At 67.0% G+C, this 17,657-nt stretch carries 16 protein-coding genes; 6 read left to right on the top strand and 10 right to left on the bottom strand.

Translation table 11 applies throughout. The features are described 5' to 3' along the window. The first annotated feature begins 84 nt into the window (after window positions 1-84). From RIA68_07155 to RIA68_07145, 3 genes are read left to right on the top strand one after another with little or no spacing between them, the layout of a single operon-like run. The gene (locus tag RIA68_07155; GenBank protein ID MEQ8317218.1) at window positions 85-1,032 is read left to right on the top strand and encodes a glutamate--tRNA ligase family protein; all 948 of its coding nucleotides are present in this window, start codon (window positions 85-87) and stop codon (window positions 1,030-1,032) included. Continuing rightward, window positions 1,011-1,514, top strand: a complete 504-nt coding sequence (locus RIA68_07150; GenBank protein MEQ8317217.1) for a DUF192 domain-containing protein — start codon at window positions 1,011-1,013, stop codon at window positions 1,512-1,514. The genes RIA68_07155 and RIA68_07150 overlap by 22 nt, the downstream gene beginning before the upstream one ends. Before the next feature lie 58 nt (window positions 1,515-1,572). Then, window positions 1,573-2,838 (top strand): PP2C family protein-serine/threonine phosphatase, encoded by a 1,266-nt coding sequence (locus tag RIA68_07145; GenBank protein ID MEQ8317216.1) that lies wholly within the window; start codon window positions 1,573-1,575, stop codon window positions 2,836-2,838. 3 nt (window positions 2,839-2,841) lie between these two features. Here RIA68_07145 and RIA68_07140 read toward each other — a convergent pair whose 3' ends face one another. The 3 genes from RIA68_07140 to RIA68_07130 all read right to left on the bottom strand — a co-directional run bounded on the left by RIA68_07140 (window position 2,842) and on the right by RIA68_07130 (window position 5,046). After that, entirely contained in the window at window positions 2,842-3,342 is a 501-nt protein-coding gene (locus RIA68_07140; protein MEQ8317215.1) for an SRPBCC domain-containing protein, read from the bottom strand. 341 nt (window positions 3,343-3,683) lie between these two features. After that, a complete protein-coding gene (locus tag RIA68_07135; GenBank protein ID MEQ8317214.1) occupies window positions 3,684-4,508 on the bottom strand; it encodes a helix-turn-helix domain-containing protein in 825 nt (274 codons plus the stop codon). A 19-nt stretch (window positions 4,509-4,527) separates the two neighbouring features. After that, on the bottom strand, window positions 4,528-5,046 hold the full coding sequence (locus RIA68_07130; protein MEQ8317213.1) for a DinB family protein: 519 nt from the start codon (window positions 5,044-5,046) through the stop codon (window positions 4,528-4,530). Between the two features lie 183 nt (window positions 5,047-5,229). On the opposite strand from RIA68_07130, the gene RIA68_07125 reads away from it, so the two are divergent. Continuing rightward, window positions 5,230-6,924, top strand: coding sequence for a GspE/PulE family protein (locus tag RIA68_07125; protein MEQ8317212.1), 1,695 nt, complete (start codon window positions 5,230-5,232; stop codon window positions 6,922-6,924). A 6-nt stretch (window positions 6,925-6,930) separates the two neighbouring features. Here RIA68_07125 and RIA68_07120 read toward each other — a convergent pair whose 3' ends face one another. Then, window positions 6,931-8,109 carry a hypothetical protein gene (locus RIA68_07120; protein MEQ8317211.1) on the bottom strand — a complete coding sequence of 393 codons (1,179 nt, stop codon included), beginning with the start codon at window positions 8,107-8,109 and terminating at the stop codon, window positions 6,931-6,933. Between the two features lie 47 nt (window positions 8,110-8,156). Between RIA68_07120 and RIA68_07115 the strand changes: the two genes are divergently transcribed. Beyond that, window positions 8,157-9,215, top strand: a complete 1,059-nt coding sequence (locus tag RIA68_07115; protein MEQ8317210.1) for a glycosyltransferase family 9 protein — start codon at window positions 8,157-8,159, stop codon at window positions 9,213-9,215. A gap of 5 nt (window positions 9,216-9,220) precedes the next feature. On the opposite strand, the gene serC is transcribed toward RIA68_07115, so the two are convergent. From serC to RIA68_07085, 6 genes are all read right to left on the bottom strand, one after another. Continuing rightward, window positions 9,221-10,342 carry a 3-phosphoserine/phosphohydroxythreonine transaminase gene (gene serC / locus RIA68_07110; protein ID MEQ8317209.1) on the bottom strand — a complete coding sequence of 374 codons (1,122 nt, stop codon included), beginning with the start codon at window positions 10,340-10,342 and terminating at the stop codon, window positions 9,221-9,223. A 65-nt stretch (window positions 10,343-10,407) separates the two neighbouring features. Beyond that, window positions 10,408-11,388, bottom strand: a complete 981-nt coding sequence (locus tag RIA68_07105) for an NAD(P)-dependent oxidoreductase (GenBank protein ID MEQ8317208.1) — start codon at window positions 11,386-11,388, stop codon at window positions 10,408-10,410. Between the two features lie 151 nt (window positions 11,389-11,539). Beyond that, window positions 11,540-12,595 carry a type II secretion system protein gene (locus RIA68_07100; protein ID MEQ8317207.1) on the bottom strand — a complete coding sequence of 352 codons (1,056 nt, stop codon included), beginning with the start codon at window positions 12,593-12,595 and terminating at the stop codon, window positions 11,540-11,542. A gap of 291 nt (window positions 12,596-12,886) precedes the next feature. Then, window positions 12,887-13,942: a type II secretion system protein gene (locus RIA68_07095; GenBank protein MEQ8317206.1), complete on the bottom strand. Its 1,056-nt coding sequence runs from the start codon at window positions 13,940-13,942 to the stop codon at window positions 12,887-12,889. A gap of 207 nt (window positions 13,943-14,149) precedes the next feature. Next, window positions 14,150-15,205 (bottom strand): type II secretion system protein, encoded by a 1,056-nt coding sequence (locus RIA68_07090; GenBank protein MEQ8317205.1) that lies wholly within the window; start codon window positions 15,203-15,205, stop codon window positions 14,150-14,152. Window positions 15,206-15,425: 220 nt separating this feature from the next. Next, a complete protein-coding gene (locus RIA68_07085) occupies window positions 15,426-16,466 on the bottom strand; it encodes a type II secretion system protein (GenBank protein ID MEQ8317204.1) in 1,041 nt (346 codons plus the stop codon). A 249-nt stretch (window positions 16,467-16,715) separates the two neighbouring features. On the opposite strand from RIA68_07085, the gene RIA68_07080 reads away from it, so the two are divergent. Further along, window positions 16,716-17,657, top strand: a complete 942-nt coding sequence (locus RIA68_07080; protein ID MEQ8317203.1) for a peptidylprolyl isomerase — start codon at window positions 16,716-16,718, stop codon at window positions 17,655-17,657.

Raw genomic sequence — 17,657 nt, 5'->3', positions numbered from 1 at the left:
GTGCCGCCCGCCGGGCCTCAACGGTAGCGCCCGGGCCGGGCCGACCAACCCGGCCCCAACGCCTTCCCTACAAATGCAGGCGTGATGCCGACCCAAGCGTCCCAGAAGACCCGCCTGGCCCCCTCGCCCACGGGCGCCCTGCACCTGGGCAACGCGCGCACGTTCGTGGTCAACTGGATCCTCGCGCGCCGGCACGGGTGGGGCATCGTGATGCGGATCGAGGATCTCGACGGCCCACGCGTCAAGCCGGGCTCGATCGATCAGACGCTCGACACGCTCGCCTGGCTGGGCCTCGACTGGGACGAGGGCCCGACGATCCAGAGCGAGGACCTCGGGCTCCACGCCGAGGCCATGCGCACGCTGGCCGCCCATGCCCTGGCGTACCCGTGCGAGCTCACGAGGACCGAGATCGCCGATGCGGCCTCGGCGCCCCACGCCGGCGATGGCGCTCCGGCCGCCGTCGCTCGCCCGCGGCCGCTGGTCCCCGCCGAGTTTGCCGACCGAGAGACGAACTGGCGGTTCGCGACGCCCGACGGTGCGGTCGAGGTCGACGACGCGTTTCTCGGCCCGTCGACGACCAATCCGGCGGCCGAGGCGGGCGACTTCGTGATCTGGACCAAGCGGGGCATGCCCGCGTACCAGCTCGCGGTGGTCGTCGACGATGCCCGCCAGGGCGTGACGCAGGTGGTCCGGGGAGGCGACCTGTTGGACTCTGCGGGTCGGCAGACGCTGCTCTACGACGCGCTCGGGCTCGCGCCAAGGCCCCGGTACACGCACCTGCCGCTGGTGCTGGGCCCCGATGGCCGCCGGCTCGCGAAGCGGCACGGCGACAGCCGGCTGGCGACCTATCGGGCGGAGGGCGTGCCGGTCGAGCGCATCCTGGGGTTGCTGGCGTGCTGGAGCCTGCCGGACCAGCCGCGGGAGCCCATGGATCTCGCCGAGTTCGCCGAGCGGTTCGACCTCGATACCATGCCCCGCGGGCCCGCCCGCTTCACGCCGGAGGATGATGCATGGCTTCTCGGACGATCCTGATCTCGCTGCTGGCGCTGGTGCTGTTGCTGTCGAGCGCGTGCGTGCCCAACGAGGCGGTCTCGAACGACGTCGAGACCATCGAGATCAACGGGCAGGCGTTCTTCCTGGAGATCGCCGCGACCGACGCGACGCGCCTCAAGGGCCTGGGCGGCCGCGAGCAGATCGAGCCCGATGGCGGCATGATCTTCGTGTTCCCCAGGCCGAGGCGGCTCGAGTTCGTGATGCGCGACTGCTTGGTGCCGATCGACATCGCCTTCCTCGACCAGTTCGGCACGGTCGTGGCGACGCACGAGATGCCCGTGGAGCCCCAACTCGAGGGCGAGAGCCGCCAGGCGTACGAGAGTCGTCTGACGCGGTATCCCAGCAACGCGGCGGCCCAGTTCGCACTGGAGTTCCGGGCTGGCAAGCTCCGAGAACTCGGCCTGGAGCGCGGCGACACCGTGGATCTGGACTTTGCCCGCCTCCAGAAGGTCGCCCGCTGAGCCGATAGCACTCCCGGAGGCGGAGCCGATGCTCGGGTGCGCCTCGGGAGGGTGCGCCTTGGCTCCACAGGCTGTGATCGTGGCGAATTCCGACCCTTCAGGCCCGGGCGTACGCGGGCTCTGGGAGTCTGTCGTCGCGGCATGGGGCGACCAATGCCCCGAAGCCGAGTTCGTCGACGTGGGCGAGCTTGCCGATGCGGTGATCGTTCAGAGCGAGTCGGGCCGGAGTGAGGCGCCCGCCGTACTGGTGCTACTCGACGAGGACACGCCCAAGCCGACGATCGTGGCGTTCGCGCACCTGTTGCATGACGTCTCGGCCTACGGCTTCGTGCTCATGCCCGGCATGCCCCAAGACATGTGCGACCAGATCACCAGGGGCGGACTGCTTGGCGCCGACAGCGATCTGGCGCCACAGGCCATCGCCACCGCGCTGCGCGGCCTGCTCGGCCGGCAGGACTCGATCATCGAGATGGAGCGCGAGCTGCGCATCCTGACGGGGGCTCAGGGCGGCGTACGGCAGGAGATGGATCGCATGCACGAGGAGCTCAACCTCGCTGCGGCGATCCAGCAGGAGTTGCTACCTGCCGAGTTGCCCGAGGCCGAAGGCCTCGAATTCGGCGTGATGTTTCGACCGGCGACCTACGTGAGTGGCGACATCTACGACGTGACGCGGATCGACAAGGACCGGCTCTGGTTCTTCGTGGCCGATGCGGTGGGCCACGGCGTGCCCGCGGCGTTGCTCACGATGGTGATCTCGCGGAGCCTGCGGAGCGGCGCCGCGACGCGAACCCCGGCCGAAGCGATGACCGCGCTCAACGCCGACCTCGTCCGTACGCAGCGCGGTCGGTCGCGCTTCGCGACGGCGGTCTGCGGCATCTTCGACCTGCGCACGCACGAAGTGACGCTGTGCACCGCCGGCCACCCGCCCGCGCTCGTCCTCGGGGGCGACGAGAGTCGGGCGTACGACTCCGGAGGCGCGCTGCTGGGCGTCTTCGAGGGCGAGCCCTATGAGCAGCTCACCTTCACGCTGCAGGCCGGCGAGACGCTGCTGCTGTACAGCGACGGATTCGAGACGGCCTTCCCCGATGCCGGCGAGGCGAGCAAGGGCTCGGCCAACGGCAAGCTCGACGTGCAGGCCTATCTCACTGAGTTCGCCAACCTGCCCTGGGTAGGCTCGGGCGACGACGCCGATACCGACGCCGCATTCCGCAGGCTTGCCGAACGCGTCGATTGCCAGGCGGGCTCGCTGCACCAGCAGGACGACCTGACGGCGGTGGCGATTGCGCTCAAGCCGGCCGCACGCCGCCGCATGTGTGCTGCCTGAGGCTCAGGCCTCGGCGATGCCTGCGAAGCGGTCCATGACGCGTGCCCACGCCTTGGTGAAGTACTCGTAGACCTGGTCCCACTGCTCGCCCTCGCCGAAGCCAAGGTGGACCAGCTCGACGCGCGTTCCGCCGTCGACCGGTTCGAAGAAAACCACGACGCGGCTGCGCTGCTGGCGTACCTCGGGGAACATCGGCGGCGCGTTCCACTCGAAGCTCAGCATCCGCTCTGGTACGTAGCTGAGGACCTTGCAGTCTTCCGAGCCTTGCTCACCCCTGGGCAGTTGCATGGCGAACAGGATCTCGTAGTCCCCGCCGATGCGTAGCTCGATGGAGTTGTTCGGGCTCATGAACTCGCCGACGCCGTCGCCGGTCGTCCATCGCTGCCAGCACTGGGCGGGTGTTGCCGGTACGGTCCGGGCCTCGATGATCCGCCGATCGGTCGACTCGGTCGCGTGCCGCGCGCCGTCGATGATCAATCGAGCGTGTTCTTCGTTCTCGGCCATGGACCGTCCCTGCCTCTCCGCCGCCGGCCCCATCGCCAGCACCGTCAAGCCTACGGCGAATCCAATGACGACCGCTACGGTTTGTGTCATCCTTCCCATCACGAGTTCCTCATCCCTGATTGATCCCATTTCTCTGGGAGTCTGGTCTCGGAGATTTCCGTCGAGCTCACTGCGGCGATACAGCGGCGTGCCCTTGCAGCCGCACTGAGCGACCTTCGGGAGCAAGAAGCCGACAGCCAGCCTGCCATAACCGTCTCATAAACACGGAGACACCCGACGGGGCCAGAGGCCGGGTCGGGTGTTGGGGAGTTTGGATTGGTCTGTTCCAGACTGGTCGGGACTCAGGACTCGCAGAGTGCCTTGAGCTTCTGGAGGCCGTCCTGCCAGCCTTCTTCGAACCCGGCGGGCAGGTCTTCGTCGTACTCGCCGGCCATGCGGTGCTCGACGCTGACGCGTGTGCCGTTGCCGGCGGGCTCGAAGGCGATCGTCATGTTGGCGATGAACGCGTTCGGCACCGTGCAATCGCCCCGCATGCGGATCTTTCGGCCCGGCTTGAGCATCGTGATCGTGCCGATGACGTTCTCATCGGGTGGGCCGTCGGGGCGTTTCGTTTCGAGGTAGAAGTGCCCGCCGATCCGGCGCTCGGCGATGGTCGTCTGCGTCTTGCGGCTCTCCTCGCTCTCGTAGAACCAGTCGTTGGGCCGCTCGAAGAACAGGTCGTAGACGTGATCGGGCGGGGCGTCGATGGTGATCTCGGTATGCACGACGGTCGCCGACATGTTGATGGTCTGCGTGGTCATTCTTGATTCCCCCGTAGGTTGTTGCTCGCCCTCTGCGAGCTGTTGCAGGCCGATGAGCGAACCGGCCCATCGATCCTGGTACTTGCTGACCCAACGCTCGTACACCCTGCGCAGGGGGACCGCGTTGAGGTAGTTGAATTTCCTTCGCCCCTCCTTCCGCGCGATGACCAGCCCGGCCTCTTCGAGCACCGTCAGGTGCTTCATGACCGCGAAGCGGCTGAGCGTCGGAAACGCGCTGGCGACGTCTCCCGTCGTGGCGCGGCCGGCACGCAGAAGGTCCAGGATGGCCCGCCGCGTGGGGTCGCTGAGCGCCTTCCAGACGCCGTCCGCGTCGATCGAGCCGGGGGGTGCACTGATCGCGTCCATGCCTGGCATCCCTCGGGGCTCAGAACAACGGCGGCATGCCGAACACGCGGCGCGCGGCGCTCATCTGGCCGGCATGGAACGCTTCGTGCGACGCGAGCGAACCCATGAGCATGATGCGGTCCTGGGCGAGCTGTGCGATGCCGCCCGAGAGCGGCTCGAGCAGCTCGCTCTCGCTCAACCCGCTGAACCAGGCAACCACCGCTGCGCGCGAACGGGCCAGGCCATCGAGCAGTTCCTCTCGGCCGGGGTGCCCTTCGGCGCCGGGCTTGCAGGTGCTGCCGCCCTTGAACATGTCGTGCCAGTCGGTCGTCAGCACGGCCTCGCCGCCGCCGAGCGAGCTCCGGACGAGATCGTCCGTCACCGCGATGTGGCCGAGGTTCCAGGCGGCGTGATTGCCGCCATCGGCCGGCACCTGGTAGAACTTCTCGTCCGGCGTGGCCTTGGCCATCTCGAGCAGGAGGCCTCGGGCGAACTCCAGGTTCCGGAGGCCGTCGCGGACGTGCGTGAAGGACTGTGCGGCGGATGGTGCGTCGGGCATGGCTGGGCTCCTCGTCGTCTGGCGTGTTCGTGGCGTTGGTGTATCGGTGATTAAGGGGATCAATATGTGACTAAAGAGTAACATATTACCCGGCCCGTGTCAACCCCCATAACCAGAAAATGCATGGCCCGTCCAACGACGCCCGTTACGCCGGAGCAGGGGTGCAATACACTCTTAGTACCCATGGGAATCGGCACCGTACTACTCGACCGGGGCGTGATCACGCAGGAGCAGTTGGACCATGCGCTGGCTCAGCAGCGGTCCTCTGGCGATCGCATTGATCGGGTTCTGGTAAGGATGGGTCTGGTCGACTCCGACCAGGTGCTCCAGACCATCGGCGATCAGTTTCATCTGGACGTGGTCGACCTCGACTCGATCGTGGTCGAGGCCAAGGTCTTGCAAACCCTGCCGGCCAGCCTCGTACACAAGCAGCGTTGCGTCCCCATCCGCCGCGAGAACGGCACGCTGACCGTCGCGACGAGCGATCCCTTCGAGCTGGGCGTGCTCGACGAGCTCCGCCTGCTCACGGGCCACAGCATCGAATTCGTGCTTGCAGACGACGACGGCCTGCAGCGGTTCATTCGCGCGAATTACGGCGTGGGATCGGACACGCTCGATGCGCTCTCGGCAGAAGCTGGGGCTCAAGTCGAGGTCAAGGGCGGCGACGAGGACGAGATCGAGCAGGCCCAGGAAGCCAGCGTCATCAAGCTGGTCAACGACATCCTGCTCGAGGCCGTCCGCGAGCGCGCGACCGACGTACACATCGAGCCCTACGAGAATCGGCTCATCGTTCGGTATCGCATCGATGGGGTGCTGCAGCGGGCCAACGTGCCCGAGACCATCAATCGCTTCTCGGCGGCCATCATCAGCCGGCTGAAGATCATGTCCAACATGAACATCGCCGAGAAGCGCAAGCCCCAGGACGGGCGCATCACGCTCAAGCAGCGCCTGCCCGACGACAGCGGCCGGATGGCCCTGCAGGAGTTCGACCTACGCGTCAGCGTCATCCCGATGCTCTTCGGCGAGGGCGTCGTGCTCCGCATCCTGAACAAGTCGGCCGTGCTCATGGAACTGGGCGACCTGGGCATGCCGGGCTGGATCCAGGAAGAGTGGAACTCGCTCATCGAGCGGCCCTACGGCATCCTGCTCGTCACGGGGCCCACCGGCTCGGGTAAGTCGACGACGCTGTACGCCTCGCTCAACCGCATCGTGAGCGACGAGATCAAGGCCATCACCGTCGAGGATCCCGTCGAGTACCACGTGGGCGGGGTCAACCAGATCCAGGTCAACACGCAGGTCGGGCTGACCTTCGCGGCAGGGCTGCGGAGCATCCTGCGGCACGATCCCGACGTCGTCATGATCGGCGAAATCCGCGATAAGGAAACCGCCGAGACGGCCATTCAGGCGTCGCTGACGGGCCACCTGGTGTTCAGCACGCTCCATACGAACGACTCACCCGGCGCCATGACTCGACTCCTCGACATGGGCGTTGAGCCGTTCCTGGTCAGCTCGAGCATCGAGGGCGTGCTGGCCCAGCGGCTGGTCCGCCGCGTGTGCCCGAGCTGCGCCGCGACGTACACGCCCGACGCGACCGACCTGCCGCCGGGCTTCGAGCCCAACGAAGACGGCGTGCTCACCCGTGGCGAGGGCTGCCGCGACTGCAGGCACAGCGGCTATCGCGGCCGCATCGGCATCTATGAGCTGCTCCGCAGCAGCGACCGCCTCCGCGACGACATCATGCACGGGCGGAGCGCAGGCGACATCGCCAAGCACGCGCTCGCGGACGGCGTCTTGGCCCGCATGAGTCAGGACGGATTCGCCAAGGCCCGGGCCGGCAAGACCACGATCTCCGAGGTCATGCGCGTGCTGACGGTTTGAGCGACGCTACTCGATGACGATCTGGACGACGGCCGGCTCACGCTGGCTGTCGATGCCGATGCTTAGCGTGCTGCCGCCGAGGGCAGCCGCGACGTGTTCGGGCAGCGCGAGCGTGCCACCGGCACCGCCGGCCTCGAAGCCCGAGCCCACAAGCGTGGCACGCATGGCCTCGGCCAGGCGGGCAACTTCGATGCCCTCGCGGACGGGCATGACGAACTCCGTTCGCAGGCCATCGTCGCTTGCCTCGATCGACCAGTCCATGCCGATCTCGACCGCTTGCACGATGCCGCGGAGCCGGTTGCCGTGCTGGCCCATCCACTGCTGGAACTGCTGGCCGAAGGCCTGGCGTGGCTCGTCGCCCAGTGCAACGGCGTAGGTGCGCAGGCCGGCATCGAACATCGAGGGCCAGCGGGCGCCGACGGCCGATCCGGCTGCGGGCGCAGGACCGTTGCGAACGCTGACTTCATCGGGCGGCAGGGCCCGGCTCGAGTATGCAAGCCGCACCGGACCGCTCTCGGGCACGTGGACGTGGACCTTGCGCGCGTTGGCGAGCCCAGTGACGGCGACGACCCGGCGGGCGGGGCCATCGGCCAGCGACTGCGGCCAGGCGCGGCGGAGGTTCTCGAGGTCGAGCATGAGCTCGATGCCATCGGTGGTGGTGGGGCGGTGGTCGTCGAAGGTCTCTTGGAGCGATGCCAGCCCTCGAGCGAACGCCTCGGGCTCGAAGGGCGCCATCGGATCGTTCTGGTACGCGAAAAAGCGGCGGTCGTCTTGAGGCCAGCTACGCACGATACCGGCCTGGCCCTGCGGCGTCATCGTGATCCCCGCGCCGTGGACCTCCTCGTCGAGTTCGCTTCCGGGCACGCTTGCGACCACGAGCAGCGTCGAAGCGCCGTCGGCATCGCCAGCCACGTCGAGCAGCGCGACGCGTGCACCCGGAATCGTCGTGGCCTCGAGCATGACCCGCGTGATGGCGGCGATCGCGGCCGGGTCATCCAATGAGCCAACTCGACGCAGGCCACGCAATGCCTCTTCCAAGCCGTCGGCATCGGCAACGGTCGGGTCTTCGCCGGCATGCACGATGAGGCCCGCGAGCGGCGCACCCGGCCCGTCGTCGGCCTGGCCGCACGCCAGGGGCGAGATCACCGAGAGGCACGCCAGGCCGAGCATCACAAGTCGCTTCATACGCCAGCATAGTGCCCTTGCACGGCCCACCGCCGATACACTGGGCCGTGCGGCCCCCGAACAGCGAGCCCGAGCGCATCCTGATCATCCGCCCCAGTGCGCTGGGCGACGTGTGCCGCAGCGTGCCGGTGCTGGCGGCGCTGCGGGCCCGCTGGCCGCACGCGACCATCGACTGGCTGGTCCAGGACGCATTCGCGCCGGCCATCGAGGCCCACCCGGCCTTGAGCGAGGTGGTTGCCTTTCCGCGGCGAGACCTGTCTCCCTTGGCGCGGCCCGACCGCCTGATCGCAGCCCTGCGGTGGGGCAATGGTCTCCGCCGGCGGAAGTACGACCTCGTCGTCGATTGCCAGGGCCTCATGCGCAGCGGCCTGATGACGCTGGCGACCGCCGCCCCGGTGCGGGTGGGCGCGGCCGACGCCCGGGAACTCGCGCACCTTGCCTACACCCGCCGGGTCGAGAGCGAGGGCGGCGTCCACGCCGTCGATCGCATGCTCGGCCTGGCACAGGCGGCGATCGACACGTACGGAGCTTCGGAGCCCATCGCCGCCCCGGACATGCGCCTCTACGCGCCCGCGCACGCAATGCAAGCAGCCGAACGGCTCCTCGGCGAAGCGGCCCAACGTCCGCTGGTCGTCCTCGCGCCAACGAGCCGATGGCCGGCCAAGCAGTGGCCCGACGAGCGGTTTGCGCAGCTGGCGCTCGCGGTGCTCGACCGCACCGAGGCGAGCATCGCTGTCGTCGGCGGGCCGGGCGAGCGGACGCAGTGCGAGCGGACGTGCGCGCTGAGCCATGACCATCCGCGGGTCATCGATCTCGTCGCGCGGACGGGCATCGCCGAGTTGATGGCCATCGTGCAGCAGGCCGCCCTGGTCGTCGCCAACGATTCGGCCGCCCTGCACATGGCGGTCGGGTTCGACAGGCCTCTGGTGGCCCTCTTTGGCCCGACGCTGACGAGGCTCGTCGGTCCGTACCAGCGTTCGAGCGACGTCATCCAGCACGAGTCCCCGGGTCATGCGAGCGCGCACAAGTCACCGGCGAACGCGCGCATGATGCAGGCGATCGAGACGGAGGAGGTCGTCGCGGCGGCCTTGACCCGGCTGGGGTAGCCGGTTCAGCCGTTGCGCTGGGCGAAGTCTCGCATGAACTGGGCCAATGCCTGGCAGCCCGCGGGCGGGAACGCGTTGTAGATGCTCGCACGGATGCCGCCGACCGAGCGATGGCCCTTGAGCCCGTCGAAGCTGTGCGACTGGGCCTCTTCGAGGAACCTGGCGTTGAGCTCGTCGCTGGGGCAGTTGAAGGTGATGTTCATCATCGAGCGGCTGCCGGTCTTGGCGTGGGGCTTGTAGAAGCCCTCGTCGAGCACGTCATAGATCGCGCTGGCCTTCGCCGCGTTGCGTACGCCCATGCCGTCGAGGCCGCCGTTCTCGAGGATCCAATCGAACACGACGCCCATCACGTACACGCCGAAGACCGGGGGCGTGTTGAATCGGCTGTCGTTCTCGAAGTGCGTCTTGTACATGCCCATGCTCGGAAGCTCGCGCTCGCAGCGTTCGGCGATGTCCTTGCGAATGATGAGCAGCGTGACGCCCGAGGGGCCGAGGTTCTTCTGGGCGCCGGCGTAGATCAGCCCGTACTTGGTGACATCGATCGGCCGGCTGAAGATGTCGCTCGAGGCGTCGCACACCAGGAACGAGCCGTCCGGGCAAGTCGGCTCGGCGCTGAACTCGGTGCCGAAGATGGTGTTGTTGCTCGTGAAGTGCAGGTAAGCGGGCTTGTCCGAGCACGTGACGTCGGTGGGGATGTGGTCGAAGTTGGAGTCTTCGCTGCTCGCTGCCACGTGGGGCTTGCCGTACAGCTTGGCTTCCTTGATGGCCTTTTTCGACCAGACGCCGGTGTTGATGTAGTCGGCTGTCCCGCCCTCGGGCAGGTAGTTGGACGGCACCATCGAGAATTGCGTCGACGCGCCGCCCTGGACGTAGAGCACGGCGTAGTCATCGGGAATGTTGGCGAGCTTGCGGCAGGCGGCCTCGGTCCGCTCCCACACGCCGTCGACGACCGGTCCGCGGTGGCTGTGCTCCATGATGCCGATGCCCGTGCCGTCGATGTCCCAAATGTCTTCCTGCACGCGGCGGATCACGGCCTCGGGCAGGGCAGCGGGACCCGCCGAGAAGTTGAACGTACTACGCGTCTGGGCCGAATCGGTCAGGGTGCCGCGGGTTGCCGAAGCCGTCATCGTGTCGATCTCCTGGAGCGAGCTGTCTTGGAAGCAGGGTCTGGTGGTAGCCGTTCTCGTGGGTCTCAGGCGGGCTGGAGCTGGTTCACCACGTTGATGAACGAGCCGGTCTTCTCGTACTCGGCCACGATGCGGACGGTCTCGTCGGCGACGGCCTGCTGGGCCTGGTCGGTCGAGGCGCCGCAGTGGTGCGAGCAGAAGACGCCATCGGTCGCCATGGGCGTCTTGAACGCCTCGTCGGGCGTGCCGGGCTGGTTCTGGTACACGTCGGTCCCGACGCGCAGGCTCTTGTCCTGCACGGCGGCAAGCAGCGCGTCTTCGTCGACGAGGGTCCCGCGCGCCGTGTTGATGAACGAGGCGCCGTCCTTCATGGCCCGGAAGAAATCTGCGTCGCACATGCCCTTGGTCTCAGGTGTCGCGGCGACGTGCAGGCTGACGACGTCGGCACTGCCGAGAAGCGCATGCAGATCGTCCTGGCTGTTGCCGCCGAAGCGAACGCCCATGTGCTCGGCCCGCTCGGGCGTGAGGCTCCGCGACCAGCCGACGACGTCCATGCCAAAGGCATTGGCCCGGGTGGCGACTTCCCGGCCGATGGCGCCCATGCCCACCAGCAGCAGCGATTGGCCCTTCAGGCCGCGGGCCTTGGCGTATTCCTTTTTGTTCCAGTGGCCGGTGCGAAGCTCGGCGTCCTGGGCCGGCAGGCGGCGGTCGCAGTTGATGATGTGGCCCATCGCCAATTCGGCGACGGCCACGGCATTCATGCCGGGGCAGTTGCACACCGCAACGCCCTTCGCGCTCGCGGCGGCCGAGTCAATATTGTCGTGCCCGGCCCCGGCGCGGATGATGCCCTTGAGTGAATCCTGGCCTTCGATGACGCCGGCTGGCACCTTCGTCGAGCGGACGATCAGGATCTCGGGGCGGTGGGTTGAGAGTGCCCCGGGAAGCGAGTCTGGGCCGAGCCCAGGCTCGACCACCACGTCGTGTCCGGCGGACCGCAGGGCCTCAACGCCGGATTCCTCGAACTTGTCGGCAATCAACACTCGCACCGGGCAGACCTCCTGGATGCAGGGCAGATGCTGGGCACATACAGGGCCGTCCGATCGACCCGGGACACTGCTTCAATGCTAGCGCGTCACCAACGAAAACGGCCCGCCGAATGGGCGGGCCGCTTGGGATCAGACGTAGTTGAGCGTCGGCTTAGCGAAGCTGGCCGGTGTCGATCTCGGTGCCACCGTAGTCAACGCCCTTGAGGCCGCCGCGGGTCCAGCGGTAGTAGCCGTCGACCGGCGACGGGCCGCGAGCCTGGGGCTCCCAAGCCGAGCCGGACGGATCGAAGACGAAGCGCGTCGGGCGATCCTGGGTCGGGCTGTTGGGCTGCCAACCCACGTTGGCGTCGTCGGTCACGCGGACGCTGGCCGACAGGTCGAACATGATCATGGTGACCTTGGCGTCAGGGAACGCGTAGAAGAGTTCCTGCTTGCTGTAGCGATCGTTGCTGTCGTGCATGAAGACCTTCTGGGCCGGGCTGTCGACCGAGGTGATCTTCTTCTCGCCGATCTTCGCGCCGCCGGGGATCTGGTAGGACCGGTGGCTGCTGGGGTTCTGCGTGATGCGGCTCCCCACCTGCGATGCGTCGTACGAAGCGGGCACGACCTGGTAGCTCGAGCTGTAGGGCCAACGAATGTTGGGGTTGCTGGCCGGCTCCTGGAACGGGAACCAGTAGTTCTGGTCGAACAGGTTCTTGGGATCCTCCTGCCACTGCAGGCGGTAGCGGTCCATGGGCGAGACCACCATCTTCTCGGGCAGCTTCTGCGCGAGGTAGTCGTTCACGACCAAGTGGGTGTAGAGGACGTTGGGGATCCAGCTCCCCGGCTGGTTGAAGTCCGGACGGTTGGCCCGGAAGCGGATGATGTCGGTCGCCTGGGCGGCCGAGGCGGCGATGCCCGTGCCGCTCAACCCGCCACCATCGGACTGCTGGCCCCGGCGGATGTCATCCTCGTCGTTCCAGGTGAACGCGTAGATGCGGTCCTGGTAGTCGGCCGAGTAGGTGCCCAGCGCGAAACCAAACTGCTTGAGGTTGCCCAGGTCGATGGCCAGGCGCGCGGTCTTGCGGGCCTCACCCAGGGCAGGCAGCAGCACGCTGATCAGCAGCGCGATGATGGCGATGACCACCAGCAGCTCGATGAGCGTGAAGCCCGATCGGGTGCTGGAGGTGCCGCGCGTGCGGCGGATGCGTTCAGCGAGATTGATCATGTTTCGTGTGTCCTCCACTGCCGCCCACGACGGGGGCTCCTTGGATACCGTGCCGAGCGATGCTCGGGTCGATTCTCGTTCCGGCCGAATTCCGAACGGATGGGGCCGAGACCGCTTGATGGGGCCTCGGTAGGCTCCGGACGGACCTCTACGCGTGCAATTCGGTTCCGGATCCCCGGGACCCGGCCCGCGGTCGTAGAAATTCCTTCAAGCGATCTTAATAGGCAGGCCGGCCGGAGTGTTCCCACCCCGGCCGTCGTATTTCCCCGAATTGCGACTGCGGAAACCCTGTTAATCGGGCTGACCGGTGTCGATCTCGGTGCCGTTGAAGTCGACGCCCTTGAGGCCGCCACGCGTCCACCGGTAGTAGCCGGTGACGATGGAGTCGGCGCGGGCCTGTGGCTCCCAGGCCGATCCGCCGACGAACTGGTAGCGTGTCGGCGACGCAGACGTCGGACTGTTCGGCTGCCATCCGTCGTTGCAGTCGTCGGTCACGCGGACGCTGGCCGACAGGTCGAACATCAGGATGGTGGACTTGGCGTCAGGGAACGCGTGGTACAGCTCGGTCTTCGAGTAGCGGTCGACGTTGTCGTGCATGAAGACTTTCGACGCGGGTGCGTCGACGGCCGTGATGCGCAGGTCGCCCAGCTTGACAGCCGGGGGCACGAAGTACGAGCGGTGCGTGGCCTGCGAGATGCGGCTACCGACCTGCGATGCGTCGTAGGACGCGGGCACGACCTGGTAACTGGAGCTATATGGCCAGCGCTTGTTGCGGGCCGAGGCCGGCTCCTGGAACGGGAACCAGTAGTTCTGGTCGAACAGGTTCTCCGGATCTTCCTGCCACTGGAGGCGGTAGCGATCCATGGGCGAAACCACCATCTTCTCGGGCAGCTTCTGCGCGAGGTAGTCGTTCACCACGAGGTGCGTGTACAGCACGTTGGGAATCCACCCGGGGCTGATCTTTGGGATGTCGGTGCCACGACCCGTGCGGCGACGCAGGATGTCGACGGCCTGGTCGGCAGACTTGGCGATCGGGCTACCGGCCCCGCGGAGGTCGGAATACTCGGACTGGGCCGCGTCGCGCTGGTCGTTCCAGGTGAACGCGAAGATGCGGTCTTCGTAGTCGGCCGAGTAGGTGCCCATGGCGAAGCCAAACTGCTTGAGATTGCCAAGGTCGATGGCCAGGCGCGCCGTCTTGCGGGCCTCGCCCAGGGCGGGCAGCAGGACGCTGATGAGCAGCGCGATGATGGCGATGACCACCAGCAACTCGATGAGCGTGAAGCCACGCGTCCCCGGATGCGTCCCGTGGCGAAGGCGGGCCTTGGCAGAGGCGATCGCTTTCTTCATGTTGGTCCCCTTTGTATCCTCGGACTTTCCCGAATGGCCCCGTCGTTCATCCGGAAGAATACCGAACAGATGACGGGTTTTCGCACGATCTTAACTACACTAACCGAAAACGACCGGCGATTCCAGAGAAAATCACCGGCCGGACGGACTTGATGTCGGCTTCTTGCCACCGTTGACGAGACTGAGACGGCCGCCAGGGCTATCCGTTCACAGCTGGCCGGTATCGATCTCGGTGCCGCCGTAGTCGACGCCCTTGAGGCCGCCGCGGGTCCAGCGGTAGTAGCCGTCGACCGGCGACGGGCTGCGTGCCTGGGGCTCCCATGCCGAGGAGCTCGCATCGAACACGAACCGCATCGCTCGCGGCGACCGCGGCGTACGCGGATCCCAACCGAGGTTGGCGTCGTCGGTCACCCGGACGCTGGCCGACAGGTCGAACATCAAGATGGTCGTCTTCGCGTCGGGGAACGCGTAGAAGAGCTCCTGCTTGCTGTAGCGGTCGTTGCTGTCGTTCATGAAGACCTTCTGAGCGGGACTATCGACCGCGGTGATCTTCAACTCGCCGATCTTGGCGCCGCCGGGGATGAAGTACGAACGATGGCTGCTGGGATTCTGGTAGATTCGGCTCCCTGCCTGCGATGCGTCATAGGACGCGGGAACGACCTGATAGCTCGAGCTGTAGGGCCAACGCTTGTTGCGCGGAGATGCGGCTTCCTGGAACGGGAACCAGTAGTTCTGGTCGAACAGGTTTGCCGGATCCTCCTGCCATTGCAGGCGATAGCGATCCATCGGTGACACGACCATGCGCTCTGGCAGCTTCTGGGCGAGGTAGTCGTTCACCACGAGGTGCGTGTACAGCACGTTGGGAATCCACCCGGGGCTGATCTTCGGTATGTCCGTGCCGCGACCAGTCCGGCGGCGCAGGATGTCCACGGCCTGATCGGCAGACTTGGCGATGGGGGTCCCCGGACCACGCAGGTCGGCGTACTCGGACTGGGCGGCGTCGCGCTCGTCGTTCCAGGTGAACGCGTAGATGCGATCCTGGTAGTCGGCCGAGTAGGTGCCCATGGCGAAGCCGAACTGCTTGAGGTTTCCAAGGTCGATTGCCAGGCGCGCCGTCTTGCGGGCCTCGCCCAGGGCGGGCAACAGGACGCTGATGAGCAGCGCGATGATGGCAATGACCACCAGCAACTCGATGAGCGTGAAGCCGTGGCGACCCGAACTCGGCGAACGAGTCCTTGCGTTCTTGAGCAGGTTCTGGACCATGGTGCGTACTCCCCAGAGGGTGTTGAGGACGGCGAATCGACGCGGTTGTCACAGGTCCGCGCAGAAGGGCACCGTATCGGGGGGAAAGCCCGACTTTGTCAGACTACCAGAAACGGCGCCGCCATTCCAGCAAATTCTGGATGGATAATGAACAAAGCCCGCACAACGTGCGGGCTTTGCATCAGGCTTCACGAGACGGCGCGTCGGAACGCGCTGGCTCTCAGAGCTGGCCGGTGTCGATCTCGGTGCCGCCGAAGTCGACGCCCTTCACGCCGCCGCGAGTCCAGCGGAGCTTGCCGGGCGTGATGTCGGACGAGGCGCCGGTAAACGTCGGGGCCTCCCAGCCGCGGGGCTGGTAGCTGATGCGTGTGAACGCGGCGCTGGTCGGAGCGGTGGGGACCCAGCCGAGGTTGTAGTCCTGGCTCAGGCGGACGATGCACGAGCCGTCAAACGCGAGCACGGGCTGGCGACACTGGTCGTAGCCGGTCCAGATGGCTTCCTTGCCGAAGTGGCGTCCCTCGGCGTCGTGCATCTGCGCCTTCTGGGCGGGGCTGTCGACCGAGGTCAGGCGGACGTCGCCCAGCTTGGTGCCGCGGGTGCTGCCGTACGAGAAGTGCGCGCTTCCCTGGCGAACGCGATCGGTCGGGACCGCCGTCCTGTCGTACGCGGCGGGCACGAGCTGGTAGCTCGAGCTGTAGGGCCAGCGCTTGTTCCGCGCCGACGCCGAGGGCTGACGCGGGAACCAGTAGTTCTGGTCGAAGAAGTTTGGCGGATCTTCCTGCCAGTTGATGCGGTCGCGGTCGGCGGGCGAGACGACCATCTTCTCGGGGAGCTTCTGGGCCAGGTAGTCGTTGACCACCAGGTGGCTGTAGTAGACGTACGGGATCCAGCTCGTCACCCGGGGCATATCGTCGCGGGTCGCGCGGCGGCGGAGGATGTCGATGGCCTGGTTGGCGGCTGCCTGCATCGGATCGGCCGCGGCGCGGAGGTCGCCGTACTCCGATTGGGCGCAGTCGGCGCTGTCGTTCCAGGTGAAGCCCCACTGGCGGTCTTCGTAGTCGGCGGCGTAGGTGCCGGTGGCGAAGCCGAACTGCTTCATGTTGCCCATGCAGATGGCCAGGCGCGCCGACTTGCGGGCCTCGCCCAAGGCGGGCAGCAGGACGCTGATCAAGAGCGCGATGATCGCGATGACCACCAGCAGCTCGATGAGGGTGAAGCCCGGTCGATTCTCGAGCCGGCGCAGCCTTGAGGTCGGCAGCATGTCGTCCATCCTTCCTGGATCCGCCCGCCGATCAACGGGCCTCGATTGAGCCACGAGGCTCGGTGCAAGAACCCCCTACGACCCGGTGGATGGCCGATCGAAGCCATCGCACATATTCGGGTCGGCCCTTGACGTCTTAGCAGTCTACCCGATCATTCCGGAATGCCACAAGTCATTTTCCCGCGAAGCGGTTCCCTTTTTTCGTCAGCATCCGCCGGATTCGGCCATTCTGCAGCATTTGCTCTAATTTTGTTTGGATATGGATGCTCGTCCGCGACGCCTGAGCGAGATCTCGACAGGCCCGCGGCGCGATCGGAGGCGTCGCCGCGGGCGGCGCTGCTCGACGGCACGCTCGCGACGCGCGACGACCTCTGGCCGTTGCTTGCCGAGCGTGCCGGGGCGGCAAGCCTCGAGGCGATCGCGCTCGACCGGGCCGTTGCACGGGAGGCACGTCGGCAGGGCGTGACGGTCGATGAGGACGACCTGCGGGCCGAGCGGGCAATCGTCGAGCAGGCACTGGCGGGCGTCGGGCTGACCGATCGTCAGCAGCGGGGGCGCGTCGTCGCCGAAGCGAGGGCGCGGCGGGGGTGGGGGCCAACGTGGTTCGATGCCCTCCTGCGGCGCAATGCGCTCGCGCGGAAGCTCACGAGCGAAGACGTTCGCGAGCCGACCGAGGCCGACGTCGAGCGGTTGTACGAGGTGCTCTATGGCGATCGCCGCGAGGTCCGCGTGCTGGTCATGGCCAGCGAGCGTGAGGTTGCTCGGCTGCGGGCCGACGTTGCCGCGGCTCTGGCGGAGTCCCGGGCTTCGGGCGAGGCACGCTTCATGGTGCTCGCGGCCGAGTACAGCAGCGACGTGTCGTCGGCGCGGGGCGGACTGCTCGACCCGGTCGGCCGCTTCGACGTGACGTACCCCGACGCGTTCCGCGATGCGGTCTTCGGGACGCCGCCGGGCTCGTTGACGCCGGTCGTTGCGCTCGACGAGGGCTTCGCCGTGGCGTACGTCTCGAACGAGCGTCCGGGCGTGGGCCGATCTCGAGCAGCCGTGCGAGGCGAGCTTCTTGATCGGCTCGGATTGGACGCGCAGCAGCGCGCCATGGCAACGCTGTTCGAGCGATTGCGGGCTTCGATGCGTATCGAGCCGCTGGACGAGTCGCTGCGGTGGAGCTGGGAGCAGCGGCCGCGAGGGTGA

The organism is Phycisphaerales bacterium (assembly GCA_040217175.1).
Classification (GTDB): Bacteria; Planctomycetota; Phycisphaerae; order Phycisphaerales; family UBA1924; genus JAHCJI01.
The sequence above is the reverse complement of the archived record's forward strand: the minus strand, read 5'-3'. Positions and strand labels throughout refer to the sequence as shown.

Bases quoted from the DNA above. Each gene is read 5' to 3' on its own strand.
- RIA68_07155 (MEQ8317218.1), top strand. From the start codon at position 85: ATGCCGACCCAAGCGTCCCAGAAGACCCGCCTGGCCCCCTCGCCCACG.
- RIA68_07135 (MEQ8317214.1), bottom strand. From the start codon at position 4,508: ATGGACGCGATCAGTGCACCCCCCGGCTCGATCGACGCGGACGGCGTC.
- RIA68_07150 (MEQ8317217.1), top strand. From the start codon at position 1,011: ATGGCTTCTCGGACGATCCTGATCTCGCTGCTGGCGCTGGTGCTGTTG.
- RIA68_07130 (MEQ8317213.1), bottom strand. From the start codon at position 5,046: ATGCCCGACGCACCATCCGCCGCACAGTCCTTCACGCACGTCCGCGAC.
- RIA68_07125 (MEQ8317212.1), top strand. From the start codon at position 5,230: ATGGGAATCGGCACCGTACTACTCGACCGGGGCGTGATCACGCAGGAG.
- RIA68_07095 (MEQ8317206.1), bottom strand. From the start codon at position 13,942: ATGAAGAAAGCGATCGCCTCTGCCAAGGCCCGCCTTCGCCACGGGACG.
- RIA68_07085 (MEQ8317204.1), bottom strand. From the start codon at position 16,466: ATGCTGCCGACCTCAAGGCTGCGCCGGCTCGAGAATCGACCGGGCTTC.
- RIA68_07090 (MEQ8317205.1), bottom strand. From the start codon at position 15,205: ATGGTCCAGAACCTGCTCAAGAACGCAAGGACTCGTTCGCCGAGTTCG.
- serC (MEQ8317209.1), bottom strand. From the start codon at position 10,342: ATGACGGCTTCGGCAACCCGCGGCACCCTGACCGATTCGGCCCAGACG.
- RIA68_07120 (MEQ8317211.1), bottom strand. From the start codon at position 8,109: ATGAAGCGACTTGTGATGCTCGGCCTGGCGTGCCTCTCGGTGATCTCG.
- RIA68_07140 (MEQ8317215.1), bottom strand. From the start codon at position 3,342: ATGGCCGAGAACGAAGAACACGCTCGATTGATCATCGACGGCGCGCGG.
- RIA68_07100 (MEQ8317207.1), bottom strand. From the start codon at position 12,595: ATGATCAATCTCGCTGAACGCATCCGCCGCACGCGCGGCACCTCCAGC.